This is a genomic window from Methanothrix sp. (assembly GCF_016706325.1).
Lineage (GTDB): Archaea > Halobacteriota > Methanosarcinia > Methanotrichales > Methanotrichaceae > Methanothrix.
The window spans coordinates 1,090,601-1,103,064 of record NZ_JADJJX010000001.1 but is presented as its reverse complement, the minus strand read 5'-3'; the positions used below and the strand labels follow the sequence as shown (position 1 = coordinate 1,103,064).

Here is a 12,464-nt window from a genome sequence, read left to right as displayed (position 1 = left end):
CTCCGCCCTCATCCATCTGGGTCTCTCTTATCCTATTGCCTCTTCATTTCGCCCCAGGTTTTTACAAACCGTCTGATATCGGAATACTCCGCCCGGCGCAGGACATGCTCTCGCTTTCTCATCATCTTTGTGATGCCCCTCAGAGCATCGAGCTTCGATTTAAGGATGACCCTTCCCTGGCCGCGCAGAGCATAATAGGGTATTGTGGCCAGGTTTCTGGCCAAGATAAACGGCAGAGAGGTGATATAGAGACTGACAGGAAAATCCTTGATCGGATACCAGACTATATTCCGGTTGCCATAGTAGACCGCCAGGTCCGAGCCCACTCCGGCGGTCTTTCCGTGATGGTGAACGACCTCAGCCCGGGGCACATATAAGCACTTCCAGCCAGCCAGACGGGCTCGCAATGCCAGGTCCACATCTTCCAGATAGAGAAAGAAGTCCTCATCGAAGAGGCCGATCTCATCCAGCATCCTTTTCCGGTAGAGGGCCGCACCTGCACAGGCTCCAAATACCTCCTCCATGGAGTCGTACTGCCCCCGATCAGGCTCGAACATCCCCCGGTCCCAGGCTGCTCCGCTGCGAGAGATGCATATCCCGGCAGAATTGATCCGCCCATCGGGGAACAGCATCTTGGCGGCGCAGACGCCAACCTGTGGGTCGGCCATGGGCCCTTTCAACTCCTCTATGAGCCTGCGATCTGCTATGGTGTCATTGTTCAAGGTGAGGATATAGCTCCCCTCAGCCGCCCTGATACCGGCATTGGTCCCTCCGGCAAACCCCAGGTTATCTCTGTTTCTCACCAGCCTGACCCAGGGATATTGCTCCTGGATATACTCTGGACTGCCATCGCTCGATCCGTTGTCGACCAGCACCACCTCAAAAGGGGAATAGGTCTGGGAGGCGAGGGAGGAGAGGCAGCCATCCAGAAGATCTCTCCCATTATAATTCAACACTACTACACTTATCAAATCCATCCCAAGCACAGTCCTGCGTCCACTAGAGCGATTCTCGGTAGACCCTTTCGATCTGCTCTGCCGCTCTACGCCAGCTATACCTCTCCTGGGCGAGCCTTCTGCCCTCTCTGCCCATCCTCTCCGCCAGATCCTCATCCTCCAGGATGGCAAGCAGGGAGGATGCCAGCCCCTGGGCATCATTGCATCTCACAACCATTCCTGCTCCGTAATCCTTTATATCCCCGGCCATGCCCATGATCTCTGTGACCACCACCGGCCTGCTGCAGGCCATCGCCTCCAGGGGAACGATCCCAAAACCCTCCCTCTCAGGATCGGTGGACGGGAGGACAAAGAGCCTGCAGCCGTTATAATACTCTATAAGCCTCTCTGAGGGGATGAAGCCGGAGAAGATCACATTATCCCCGATGCCCAGGGATTGGGCCATCTGCCGGTAATACTCTAGCAGGCTCCCCCTGCCGCCAATGATCAGCCGCACAGCGGGCAATCTATGCCTCAAGATCTTCAAGGCAGCGAAGAGGACCTCCAGGCCCTTATACCGGTGAAACTCATCCAGGACGCTCAAAAAGAAGATATCTCCTTTGATATCAACCTCCTGGGGGCGGAAGGCCGCAAGGTCTATGCCCAAAGGTATGAAAGAGATCTTTTCACCATAATCCCGGAGATATGGCGATACATAACGCTCCCGGGTAACGATGATCCTCTTCGCAGACCTCAATAGCAGCTCCAGAGCAGTTCTATTATAGATCCCGGCGATCTTACCCGCCCATCCCTCGCCCACTATGTCATTGTGATATGTCAGGACAGTGGGCCTCCTCTTGAGCTGCGAGATCAGGCCGCTCCAGTCAGCGCTCCAGGGGGTGGGAAGGTGAGTGTGAAGGATATCATAATCCTCCCTCCAGATAGCTGCGGGCAGCTCAGGGGTGATGCTGGTATTGGCTATATGCCCCCAGCTTCTCAGGGTCCTGGTGCGTATCCGTCCATCGACCTCGTTCTCCCCCGGCTGGTCTGAGCATATCACCCCCACATCATGCCCCATCCGGACGAGCTCCCGGGAGAGATTGCGAACATAGCTCTCCACCCCGCCGGTGGCAAAGAGCCTCACCGGGGTCTGCAGAATTCTCATATCCCCTGCCTTATGCGTCCCTCTCATATGATAGGCCGATTCTCCCCTGCGCGCTTTTGGAGGAGATGATACCGGGCGATCTTCATCCAGGCTGGAGGAGGAGAGAGGCCCGGATCGGCGAGCGGATAGCATATCGCCAACGCTCTTTTGGCCTTCTCAGTACACCTCTCAGTACAGACGGATAAGCTCTCTGATCCCCTCTTTTAATCCGAACTCCGACTTGAAGCCGATCATCCTCTCTGCTTTGGCGGTATCGGCGCAGGTGTGCATCACATAATTTTTTATGGGATTTTCGGCGTACTGCGCCTCCAGAGAGCGGCCGGTCATCAGGTTCAATAGCTCGATCACCTCATTGAAGCTCCAGGCCTCTCCTGTGCCCACATTCAGTATGCCATGATAATCTGAATCCATGGCCAGGCGCATTGCCCGCACCACATCCAGGACATAGGTGAAGTCCCTGCTCTGTGTACCATCACCGTATACCAGTGGCCTATTGCCTGCCTTCATCTCCCAGAGAAACTGGGTGACCATGTTTGCATACTGCTTTTTTGCTCCCTCCCGGGGGCCGTAGACTGAGAAGAACCTCAGGCCCACCGAGCTTATGCCATAAAGCCTCTGATAGAGCTGGGCCAGCCTCTCCATGGCCAGCCGGGCCTCAGTGTAGTAATCTGTCACCTGGATGGCCATATCCTCGTTGTGAGGGGGCACAAGGCCGTTGTAAAGGGAGGAGGAGGAGGCATAGACCACCCGCGACCCTTCCCTTCTGGCCAGCTCGAAGACCGAGGCAAAGCCATTGATGGCCTCGCCCACCAGATATGGATCTCTCTTATACATGGGAGAGGATGAGGGTATCCCCAGGTGGTAGATCCTCTGGGGGTGAAGATCGAGTTGGGGCAGATCGTTGCAGCTCCTTTGGACGATCTCCAGCCGGCCTTCAAGGCCGGCCAGATTGCTCCGGCTGCCGGTATGCATATTATCCAGGACCACAACCTCCTCCCCAGCAGCCAAGAGGGCCTCCACCAGATTCGAGCCGATGAAGCCCGCGCCGCCTGTAACCAGTGTGCTCATAGCTCATATCCCCCAGATCGTCGATCAGCCCTCATGCTCCTTCACCCCGGGTCGCCCCTGGGACAGCAGGGCCTCAGCCGCCCCATCCACCCGCTTCCTTCTCTCCTCCAGCAGAGATTCTTCTGCTGCAATACTCGCCCATCTCTCTGCAATCATCCGCCCCACCTCTTCAGGCGCCGGGCCCCCGGTGTTCGCTCGCAGGGCTACATTGCCCCTCGGGTCCAGTGCCCTTCTCAGATCCTCCTCGGAGAAGCCCGCCTCGCTCACCGCAAAGCCCGCGATCTCCAGGGATATGGAATCCATCTGGCTCAATTCCGGCCGGCCACCAGAGGCGGCTGCCCGGCCCACAATGCTGTGTGCTGTGCGAAAGGGCATTCCAGTGATCCTCACCAGGGAATCTGCCAGTTCAGTGGCAGTGGAGAACCCCAGGGCTGAGCTCTCCTCCAATCGTTCCAGATGAAAGTGCAGTGTGGAGAGGCAGCCGGCCAGGATCTTCACTGTGCTCCGCGTCCAGTCCAGGCTGCGCCATAGATGGGGTGTCACCTCCTGAAGATCCCGGTTGTAGCTCATGGGCAGGGCCTTGCAGATGGACAGGGCTGCCATGAGCGATCCTATCACCGATCCGGACCTGGCCCGGGCCAGCTCTGCCGTATCTGGATTCTTCTTCTGGGGCATGATGGAGCTGGTGGAGGCATAGAGGTTGTCCAGCTCCAGATATCCGAACTCGGAGCTGGACCAGAGGATCAGCTCCTCTGCCAGACGGCTCAGGTTGACCATAGCAATGGAGAGGGCGGCCAGAACCTCCAGGATGAAGTCCCGGCTGGAGACGGCATCCATGCTGTTCTCCACCAGCCCCTCGAAGCCCAAGAGCTCGCAGGTCCGAGCCCGGTCGATCTGAAAGCCGGTGGAGGCAAAGGCCGCTGCCCCCAGGGGGCTCTGATTGACCCTTTTATAAGCATCCTTCAGCCGGGCCAGATCCCGAAAGGCGGCATCGGCATGGGCGAGGAGATGGTGGGCCAGGGTGGTGGGCTGGGCATGCTGGGTGTGGGTGAAGCCGGGGATGATGCTCTCCTTATGCTCCCCTGCCAGGCGGAGGAGGGTTCTGATGAATGATAGCTCCTCTGCCATCAGCCCGAGCAGCTCCTCCCTCAGGGCCAGGCGGATGCATGTCGCCACCTCATCATTGCGGGACCGGCCGGTATGCATCCTTCCCCCCTCCGGGCCCACGCGGGCGATGACTGCCGCCTCAATCGCCTCATGGATGTCCTCCCCCTCGCCCAGAGGCAGTCCCGTCTCGATCTCGTCTAGGGCGGAGAGGATCTTATTTGAGAGCTCCTCTGCAACCAGCCCCCTCTCCTTCAGCATCAACAGATGGGCCCGGTCCGTCAGCAGATCGGCATGGAGGATCCTTTGGTCAGCCCTCCGGCTGGACAGGTAATCCAGAATCTCCTCGCTGATCTCTCCCAGGCGCTGCTCTCGAAACATATCAGGTGGTGTAGCTGGCGTTCACATTCACATACTCATGGGTCAGGTCACAGCCGAAGCTACGCGCGCTGGCTGTGCCCAAGCCCAGATCGATATTGATTACGATCTCCTCCCCGGACATGATCTCCCGCGCCTTCTCCAGCCCCCCCTCTGCGATCCGGCCCCTCTGGACGAGCTCGACCCTCTGCCCCGAGCCCTCCAGGCCCAGTGTGACCAGCTCCGGGTCCATCTCCGCTCCCGAGTAGCCCAGGGCACAGATGATCCTCCCCCAGTTGGGGTCGGCCCCGTAGACTGCTGTCTTGACCAGGCTGCTGCTCGCCACGGCCTTGGCCGCCAGCCGGGCATCTTCTATGCTCCTGGCTCCGGTGACGCGGGTCTCGAAGAATCTGCTCGCCCCCTCCCCGTCTCGGGCCATCTGCCGGGCCAGGTCAGTGCAGACATACCTCAGAGCCTCCTGAAAGTCCTCTACCCTGGCCTGCCTCCGTCCGGTGGCTGTGAGAATGACAGTATCATTGGTGCTGGTGTCACCGTCCACAGTGAGCATATTGAAGCTATCTTGGACGGCATCGGCCAGGCAGACCTTCAGGACCTCCGGGGAGAGGTCAGCATCGGTGAAAAGAAAACAGAGCATAGTGGCCATGTGGGGCGCAATCATCCCTGCTCCCTTGACTATCCCTGCCACCCGCAGGCCCCGGTGCTCCACGGCCACCTCCTTCTCCCTGCTGTCGGTGGTCATGATCGCCCTCTCCGCCTCCAGGCTGGCCTCAGCCTCCGACCGCAGGCGCCCTTTTGCCTCCTGGAAGAGCCGGCTGATGAGATCCATATCCATGTACCGGCCTATAACCCCGGTCGAGGCCACAGCGATCCTCTTCTCATCTGTTTTGAGGAATCCCGCCAGCAGAGAGGCCATATCCCTGGCATCCTTTGCCCCTTGCCCTCCAGTATAGGCATTTGCACAGCCGCTATTGGCGATGATCCCGTCCAGGTGCCCTCCAGTCAGCGTCAGGTGCTCGGCGGTGACCGCCAGCGGCGCTGCCCTTACCCGGTTGGTGGTGAACATCCCCGCTGCCGCCCCGGAGGCAGCAATCAGAGCCAGGCCGTACCTGCCTTCTCGCACTCCGCAGGCCCGGACGCCCTCGATGGCACAGATCCCGCCCTCAACCCTCTGCATGGGCCATCCCCAGACCGGTTATGATATCGCCCCGGGTTACTATCCCCACCAGCCGGCCATCCTCGACCACTGGAAGGCGGTTGATCCTGTGGCGGGTCATGACGCTGGCCGCCTCCTCTATGGAGTCCTCCGGCCTGATCTCATGCAGATTCCGGCTCATAATATCTGCCACCACCTTCTCTGGTATCTCCCTCAGGCTTGATTGCATCCTCTCCCATTTCACCAGATCCCGGAATGGAACCTCGAATATCTCGAAGGGGCTGGGCAGCCACAGGCTCCCCTCCGAATCGCCCTCTACCGATAAGAGGCGAAGCAGGTCCGACTCGGATACAATTCCAACCAGCCTCTCTCCATCCAAGACCGGCATACCGCTGATCTTATTCTCCCGGAGAAGCCTGGCCGCCTCGCTCACCCTTGCCGATGCTTGCACAGTGACCGGCATGACATTCATCACATCTCTGACTTTCATCTTCATCCACCCTCTTCTGCATCCCCGCCTGCCTCTTCATTCTCCTCTCTTAAGGCAGCATTCCCGGAAACCACAGGCCTGTCCTCTGGTCCAGACCCGCCATGAGGTTCATGTTCTGAATGGCCTGGCCGGAAGCGCCCTTCACCAGGTTGTCTATGGCCGATACCACCACAATTCTGTCGCTCTCCCTCTCCGCCTCGAAGCTTATATCGCAGAAGTTCGAGCCCCGGACGGCGCCCAGGCGAGGAGCTCCATCAGCCAGGCGGATGAAGGGAGCCTCCTTATAAAAAGAGCTGTAGATCCGGGCCACAGCCTCTTTATCCTGCAGGCTCTCTGCTGCTCCCTCCTTGGCGAAGACATGAGCAGTGGTCAGGATGCCCCGCACGGCAGGGATCACATGAGGGGTGAAGTTCACCTCGATCCCGGGTGAGAGGAGCCCCAGTTCCTGCTTTATCTCTGGGACATGCCTGTGAGAGGTGATCTTGTAGGGAATGACATTCTGGGACATATTGGGATAGTGGCTGGTCGCACTGGGCTCGATTCCAGCGCCGGATATTCCCGATTTGGAGTCAAAGACCACCCTCTCCACCAGCCCGGCATGGGCGAGAGGTGCCACCGCCAGGATGGCTCCAGTGGGATAGCAGCCGGGGTTGCCAACCAGCCTCGTCCCTGCCACCTCGGGATGAAGCTCCGGCAGGCCGAAGACCGAGTCTCTCGGGGCGCGGTGCTTCATATCATATGTCCTCTCAAAGACCTCCACCGGCAGGCGGTAATCTGAGGAGAGATCGATCACCCTGGCTCCAGCATCCAGCAGATCGGGCACCCAGTCCATGGCCGTTCCATGAGGAACGCCAGTGAAGACAAAATCGCAGCGCTCAGCCGCCTCCTTCGCACTGAGCGCCTCGAAATTCAGAGAGTAAATGCCCTTCAGATGAGGATGGACCAGGCTCACAGGCTTTCCCGAGAGCTTGCGGGAGGTGACCAGTCTTACATCGACCTCGGGATGGTTTGCCAGGAGGCGTAAGAGCTCCCCCCCAGTGTAGCCCGATCCACCGATAATTCCTACATCTATCATAGGGCAGCAAAAGCTCTACTGATATAAATTCGCCGCGGCTAATGGAGGCCAAATGAGCAGGAGAGATGGAATAGATCCCTGGCAATCCTCTCAATCTCCTCCCTCTGATCGAGCCTGGCCAGCCAGCGTTCCGGCATCCAGCCCGCCCCATAAGAGGCACCGAAGAGATTGCCGGCGATGGAGGCGATGGAGTCGGTGTCCCCGCCCCCGTTGGCGGCGGCGATCAGCCCCTCCTCCGGCTCAAATCTCATGAAGCAGTAGAAGGCGCTCACCACAGTCTCCCTGGCTAGAGGGCTGCCTCCAATCCGGTTTAAGGCCTCCCTTGGAGGGAGGGCGAGGAGATCTCTGATCCAGAGGAGCCGTTGGCCAAGATCCGGGTCCAGCCTGCCTGCCCGACTGGCGGCCTCCTCCAGGATCATATCCCGGGGGAGGTTCATCAGGCCCAGGGCCACCCCCACTGCAACTGCAACCGCCCCGGCGCGGGAGGGGAGAGCGGAGTGGGTGGGCAGGCTCTGCAGATCGGCATAGCCCCTGACCAGTCCCAGGTCGGCATGATAGAGAAGGCCGATGGGGGCCGAGCGAATGGCCGACCCACATGTCGGTATATCCATGCCGGACTCCTGCCAGGGGATGCCGGCGATCATCCTCTCCACAGCAGAGCGGGTAGCAAATCCCACCCCGCTGCTGAGCCGCTCATCTGAATCCCAGGCCGATCCCCATCTGATGAGCTTCCGGGAGAACTCGTCTGCCGAGAAGCCGGAGTGCTCGATCAGGGATTCGGCCAGCATAAGAGTCTCCTCAGTATCGTCGGTGAACTGGCCCGCCCTGAAGCCAGCATGAAAGTGCCCCTCCGGGGCGGGCAGCATATCATCAATCCGGCCGAAGAGGGATTGAATCTCAAGGGCGGTATATCCCTCTGCTGGCATGCCCAGAGCATCCCCTGCCGCTCCCCCCAAAAGGCAGCCTCGAAAGCGATCCTGCGGATCCATCTCTGCCATCATCCGGCCAGAATGCCGATCAGACTGGTGGCATCCACCCTGCCGTATCCACCCTTCTTCGCCCACTGCTCATCAAATCCCTCCACGCCGTCCGGCTCGATCCCCTTCCCGGCGATGACAAAAGGAACCGGCTCTCTGCTGTGGGTCTTGAGGGTTATGGGGGTGGCATGATCGGGCAGGAGGAGAATGCGCCAGTCCCATCCGCTCTTATCCAGCTCCTCGACCGCCGGGCCCACCACCCTCTGGTCTAGAAGCTCTATCGCCCTGATCTTTCCCTCCAGGTCGCCCGCATGGCCGGCCTCATCAGGGGCCTCGATATGCAGATAGACGAGGTCATGGCGGGAGAGGGCATCGATGGCCCCCTCAACCTTGCCCGAGTAGTTGGTCTCAATCGTTCCCGTGGCTCCAGGAACATCTATCACCTCCATTCCCGCATAGACAGCTATGCCCCGGAGGAGATCCACAGCCGAGATCATGGCCCCGCTCAGGGCGTGCATATCCATGAAGGAGGGCATAGATGGCGCTGGCCCCTGGCCCCACAGCCAGATGGCATTCGCCGGTCTTTTATTCTCTGCTATCCTCCTCCGGTTCACCTCCTGGCGGGCCAGCACGGGCTTTGCCGCCTCCATCAGCCCCAGGAGCATCTCGGCCCCCTCCCCCCGGGGCAGATGATCTGCCACCGGCTGGTCGCTGATATCATGGGGGGGCGTGCAGACCGCCTCTGCCCCCTCCTGCAGTATCAGAAGATGGCGGTAGCTGACGCCGGCATAAAGCCTCTCTTCCGGCATCAGTGGCTTCAGCGCCTCGATCAGCTCCCCTGCCTCTGCAGTGCTGATATGCCCGGCGCTGTAGTCCATCATGATGCCGTCCTCTATGGTGACCAGGTTGCAGCGAAAGGCTATATCCCCCGGATCCAGGTGCACGCCCATGGAGGCCGCCTCCAGAGGGGCCCGGCCGGTGTAGAAGAGGCGGGGATCATAGCCGGCGACTGAGAGGTTGGCCACATCGCTTCCCGGAGGAAATCCATCCGGGACGGTCAGGGCCAGCCCGCTCCTTCCCAGCCTTGCCAGCCGGTCCATATTGGGCTTCTCTGCTGCCTGCAGGGGGCTTTTCCCCTGCAGCTCCTCTATAGGGAGATCGGCCATGCCGTCCCCTAGTATCACCATCAGCTTCATTCGGTCCATCCTATCTAGAAAATGGCAAATCCATTCATCGCTTCTTCTCTTTGGCCGCCTCTCTGGCCTCGCGATCGCTGATCTCAGCGAGATGCTTGTTTAGAACCTTGGCCAGCTGGTTGAGCTTGACCCGATTGCAGGTGGCGCCCCTGGTGATGCCGGTGACAAGGTCCACCACCTCGCCCAATGTCTCAGTCTTCTGCCGGGAAGGCCTGACCAGCCTGGTCTTCACCCCCTCCTTGGCGAAGTCCTCCAGGTCCATGGGGCACTGGGCCACCACCACTGCCGGGATGTCCACCAGGGCGAGTATCTCCTTCGTCTTGAAGACGACATGGGATCGGACATTGCCCATATGGAAGACAGCGATCTTATGGCGCGCTATTTGCTCTACCTCCTTCTCCGTTAGCCCAAAGGTCGGTCCATAGCCTCGCGATGCCTGGGGAAAGCTGTCCGGAACCCCGGTCCCGGAATCCAGGACCAGGACGCTGGTCTGGATGCCCTCCCGGCGCAGGCCGTATGTCATCTCGCAGACGGGCTTGGTGATATGCCGCCGCCCCGGAGACATGGCTATGGCGATGACATCCGGCTTTGCCGCCTCGGATAGTGTTCCCCGCTGGGCCAGTCCGCCCCCTTTGGCCAGGCCCATGCTCTCCCGACAATCGACCACTTGAGTTGTCCTGCCAATCATGCCCCTCACTCTGCAGGTATGGGATATAGACCTGACGTGCTGCCCCTGAAGGGAGATATTTAAGCAGGCAGTACCAGCAAAGCTCATGCTCCACTTCATAGGTCTAGGGCTTTATGATGAGCGGGACATCTCTCTCAAAGGGCTGGAGGCTATCCGCTCCGCTGATGCAGTCTATGCCGAGTTTTATACCTCCCGGCTGATGGGAACCACCAGGGAGAGGATGGAGGCGCTCTATGGAAAGAGGATCCATACCCTGTCACGGGAGGAGGTGGAGGCAGACCCCGCCTGGCTGGAGGAGGCGAAGGATAAGGATATCGCCTTTCTATCGGGCGGAGATGCCATGGTCTCCACCACCCATCTGGACCTGAGGCTGAGAGCGATCAGGCTGGGGATCAAGACCGATCTGATCCATGCCAGCTCCATTGCCACAGCCGTATCCGGCCTCTGTGGACTGCAGAACTACCGCTTCGGCCGCTCGGCTACCATCCCTTTTCCCTATACCGCCCGCGGGCGCAGGATCGTCTCCCAGACCCCCTACCAGGTGCTGATGGAAAACCAGGCCCGCAATCTGCATACTATCCTCTTCCTGGACATCCAGATGGAGCCAGAGGAGAGGTATATGACTGCAAATGAGGGGGCAGGCCTGCTCCTGGAGATGGAGGCCGATGAGAATGGGAAGAATGGGAAGAATGGGAAGAATGGAAAGGGCCTCCAGGAGGCAATTGCAGTTGCAATCGCCCGCGCTGGTGCTCCCGATGCTGCTGTTAAGGCTGACCTTCTCCCCCGCCTGCAGGGCTACGATCTCGGCGGGCCCCTGCATATTCTGCTCCTTCCAGCAGAGCTGCACTTCATGGAGAGGGAGGCTCTGAAGATCCTGGCGGGCCTGCCGGCCGGTCTTTGAGCATGAAAAGCTATTAATAAGCCCGGGGCATTGGTCCGGCCATGCGGCAAGAGAGCATGCTGCTGGCTTGCTCTTCGCAGAGGGGATTTATGTCCAGGATTACAGCAATTCTATGCCGACATGAGGTGCTCTACCGGCGGGGCAATGTCAGGAGAAGGCGGGGGTGCACCCCGGGATGAAGCTCGGACTGGTCACGGAGTTCGATGCCGCCCACAGCCTGCCCGGCTATCAGGGAAAATGTGCCTGCATGCACGGCCATACCTACCAGGTGGAGATGGTGGTGGAAGGGGAGGTGGGGCCGGATGGCTTCGTCATGGACTTCTATGAGCTGAAGAAGATCCTGAGCTCTGCTATTGAGCCCCTGGACCACATCTGTCTGAACGATATCCTTCCCAATCCCACTGCTGAGATGATCGCCCAGTGGATTGCAGAGAGGCTGAAAAAGGAGATGGAGCCCACATCGATCAGGCTCTGCTCCCTCAAGCTCTGGGAGGGAAAGAACAAATGGGTTCTGCTGGACTGATCCCCTCGGCATGAGAGGCAGGCAGCATCACTGGGGGCTGATCTCCCAATTGCTCACAGCTTCTGGGTTGTCTTTTACCTCCTTCAGCCTCAAACGGGCCTGCTCCTCGTAATATTTTCTGTATTTCTCTTCCTTGTCTCCTCTGTTCCACTCGGCAAGCTTTCTGTCCAGGGCCTCAAACATATACTTCTCGGCTGCCCTGACGGTCTCCAGATCTCCCCGCAGAACCAGTATCTCCCGGTTCATCATCTCGCCGGTCATATCCATCTTGGCCGGCCGCAAAACAGGCTCGATATCGAACTTCTCCACCAGCTCGCGTATTACAGTGATCGGCATGCTCAGGGGTATGGCCAGATCATAGAGGCCTTCGAGATCCTCTTTATTCTCCTTATCCTCTTTAATCCCTTTGACGTAGATATCTTCATTATTATTAGAGTCCATAAACACCAAGGCCATACTCTCTTTGCCTTGATTTAAGGCTGTCGAGGAGGGGAGCTGTGCCCCTGTCCGCCTCTGAAAAAAAGCTCAACGGGCCAGTGTCCGCAAGCCTGCAACTGCCTCGATGGGGCGCGCAGATCCCCTGCCATCCTGGCGGTGTGCCTTCACTGCAGGGAAACAGTTATAAATGGGATCGGCAATGCAGTGAGCGGACCGGGCCCGTAGCTTAGCCAGGTTGAGCGCACGGCTGATAACCGTGAGGTCACGCGTTCAAATCGCGTCGGGCCCATCAACTCTTCCTATCCAATCGGCATGGACTCGATCTCTTGCCAGATCGTTCTTATCATTCATCTGCTTCGCTTGTCATCTTCTT

Annotated in this window: 13 protein-coding genes and 1 tRNA gene; 3 read left to right on the top strand and 11 right to left on the bottom strand. The window is 59.2% G+C overall.

Going from position 1 to position 12,464, the window contains the following annotated elements:
- Positions 1 to 32: 32 nt before the first annotated feature.
- Genes IPI63_RS05760 through mcrC form a run of 10 tightly spaced genes read right to left on the bottom strand, consistent with a single transcriptional unit; the run spans position 33 to position 10,229 of the window.
- Positions 33 to 977, bottom strand: a complete 945-nt coding sequence (locus IPI63_RS05760) for a glycosyltransferase family 2 protein (RefSeq protein WP_292477220.1) — start codon at positions 975 to 977, stop codon at positions 33 to 35.
- 22 nt (positions 978 to 999) lie between these two features.
- Positions 1,000 to 2,232, bottom strand: a complete 1,233-nt coding sequence (locus IPI63_RS05755; RefSeq protein WP_292477218.1) for a glycosyltransferase family 4 protein — start codon at positions 2,230 to 2,232, stop codon at positions 1,000 to 1,002.
- 36 nt (positions 2,233 to 2,268) lie between these two features.
- Positions 2,269 to 3,168 carry an NAD-dependent epimerase/dehydratase family protein gene (locus IPI63_RS05750; protein ID WP_292477216.1) on the bottom strand — a complete coding sequence of 300 codons (900 nt, stop codon included), beginning with the start codon at positions 3,166 to 3,168 and terminating at the stop codon, positions 2,269 to 2,271.
- 24 nt (positions 3,169 to 3,192) lie between these two features.
- Positions 3,193 to 4,653 carry an argininosuccinate lyase gene (argH, locus tag IPI63_RS05745; protein WP_292477214.1) on the bottom strand — a complete coding sequence of 487 codons (1,461 nt, stop codon included), beginning with the start codon at positions 4,651 to 4,653 and terminating at the stop codon, positions 3,193 to 3,195.
- Position 4,654: 1 nt separating this feature from the next.
- Positions 4,655 to 5,824 (bottom strand): bifunctional ornithine acetyltransferase/N-acetylglutamate synthase, encoded by a 1,170-nt coding sequence (gene argJ, locus IPI63_RS05740; protein ID WP_292477213.1) that lies wholly within the window; start codon positions 5,822 to 5,824, stop codon positions 4,655 to 4,657.
- On the bottom strand, positions 5,811 to 6,293 hold the full coding sequence (locus tag IPI63_RS05735) for a CBS domain-containing protein (protein ID WP_366850880.1): 483 nt from the start codon (positions 6,291 to 6,293) through the stop codon (positions 5,811 to 5,813). Before IPI63_RS05735 ends, argJ begins: the two co-directional genes overlap by 14 nt.
- A 49-nt stretch (positions 6,294 to 6,342) precedes the next feature.
- Entirely contained in the window at positions 6,343 to 7,368 is a 1,026-nt protein-coding gene (gene argC, locus IPI63_RS05730) for an N-acetyl-gamma-glutamyl-phosphate reductase (RefSeq protein WP_292477210.1), read from the bottom strand.
- A 38-nt stretch (positions 7,369 to 7,406) separates the two neighbouring features.
- Positions 7,407 to 8,357 (bottom strand): ADP-ribosylglycohydrolase family protein, encoded by a 951-nt coding sequence (locus IPI63_RS05725; RefSeq protein ID WP_214066297.1) that lies wholly within the window; start codon positions 8,355 to 8,357, stop codon positions 7,407 to 7,409.
- Between the two features lie 8 nt (positions 8,358 to 8,365).
- Positions 8,366 to 9,541: a cofactor-independent phosphoglycerate mutase gene (locus IPI63_RS05720; protein WP_214066303.1), complete on the bottom strand. Its 1,176-nt coding sequence runs from the start codon at positions 9,539 to 9,541 to the stop codon at positions 8,366 to 8,368.
- Between the two features lie 34 nt (positions 9,542 to 9,575).
- Positions 9,576 to 10,229 carry a methyl-coenzyme M reductase I operon protein C gene (gene mcrC / locus IPI63_RS05715; protein ID WP_324532969.1) on the bottom strand — a complete coding sequence of 218 codons (654 nt, stop codon included), beginning with the start codon at positions 10,227 to 10,229 and terminating at the stop codon, positions 9,576 to 9,578.
- An 85-nt stretch (positions 10,230 to 10,314) separates the two neighbouring features.
- On the opposite strand from mcrC, the gene dph5 reads away from it, so the two are divergent.
- Positions 10,315 to 11,130: a diphthine synthase gene (dph5, locus tag IPI63_RS05710; protein ID WP_292477206.1), complete on the top strand. Its 816-nt coding sequence runs from the start codon at positions 10,315 to 10,317 to the stop codon at positions 11,128 to 11,130.
- A 175-nt stretch (positions 11,131 to 11,305) separates the two neighbouring features.
- Positions 11,306 to 11,653: a 6-carboxytetrahydropterin synthase QueD gene (gene queD / locus IPI63_RS05705; RefSeq protein ID WP_214066300.1), complete on the top strand. Its 348-nt coding sequence runs from the start codon at positions 11,306 to 11,308 to the stop codon at positions 11,651 to 11,653.
- A 27-nt stretch (positions 11,654 to 11,680) separates the two neighbouring features.
- Here the strand turns inward: queD and IPI63_RS05700 are convergent, their stop codons facing one another.
- A complete protein-coding gene (locus IPI63_RS05700; protein WP_292478202.1) occupies positions 11,681 to 12,094 on the bottom strand; it encodes a hypothetical protein in 414 nt (137 codons plus the stop codon).
- A 212-nt stretch (positions 12,095 to 12,306) separates the two neighbouring features.
- Here IPI63_RS05700 and IPI63_RS05695 point away from each other — a divergent pair.
- Positions 12,307 to 12,380 (top strand) — tRNA-Ile (locus IPI63_RS05695).
- Positions 12,381 to 12,464: the final 84 nt, after the last annotated feature.

Excerpts from the sequence above, each read along its gene's own strand:
- argH (WP_292477214.1), bottom strand. The coding sequence starts at position 4,653 with ATGTTTCGAGAGCAGCGCCTGGGAGAGATCAGCGAGGAGATTCTGGAT.
- IPI63_RS05760 (WP_292477220.1), bottom strand. The coding sequence starts at position 977 with ATGGATTTGATAAGTGTAGTAGTGTTGAATTATAATGGGAGAGATCTT.
- mcrC (WP_324532969.1), bottom strand. The coding sequence starts at position 10,229 with ATGATTGGCAGGACAACTCAAGTGGTCGATTGTCGGGAGAGCATGGGC.
- IPI63_RS05725 (WP_214066297.1), bottom strand. The coding sequence starts at position 8,357 with ATGGATCCGCAGGATCGCTTTCGAGGCTGCCTTTTGGGGGGAGCGGCA.
- dph5 (WP_292477206.1), top strand. The coding sequence starts at position 10,315 with ATGCTCCACTTCATAGGTCTAGGGCTTTATGATGAGCGGGACATCTCT.
- argC (WP_292477210.1), bottom strand. The coding sequence starts at position 7,368 with ATGATAGATGTAGGAATTATCGGTGGATCGGGCTACACTGGGGGGGAG.
- argJ (WP_292477213.1), bottom strand. The coding sequence starts at position 5,824 with ATGCAGAGGGTTGAGGGCGGGATCTGTGCCATCGAGGGCGTCCGGGCC.
- IPI63_RS05700 (WP_292478202.1), bottom strand. The coding sequence starts at position 12,094 with ATGGACTCTAATAATAATGAAGATATCTACGTCAAAGGGATTAAAGAG.
- IPI63_RS05735 (WP_366850880.1), bottom strand. The coding sequence starts at position 6,293 with ATGAAAGTCAGAGATGTGATGAATGTCATGCCGGTCACTGTGCAAGCA.
- IPI63_RS05755 (WP_292477218.1), bottom strand. The coding sequence starts at position 2,232 with ATGCTATCCGCTCGCCGATCCGGGCCTCTCTCCTCCTCCAGCCTGGAT.
- IPI63_RS05720 (WP_214066303.1), bottom strand. The coding sequence starts at position 9,541 with ATGAAGCTGATGGTGATACTAGGGGACGGCATGGCCGATCTCCCTATA.
- IPI63_RS05750 (WP_292477216.1), bottom strand. The coding sequence starts at position 3,168 with ATGAGCACACTGGTTACAGGCGGCGCGGGCTTCATCGGCTCGAATCTG.
- queD (WP_214066300.1), top strand. The coding sequence starts at position 11,306 with ATGAAGCTCGGACTGGTCACGGAGTTCGATGCCGCCCACAGCCTGCCC.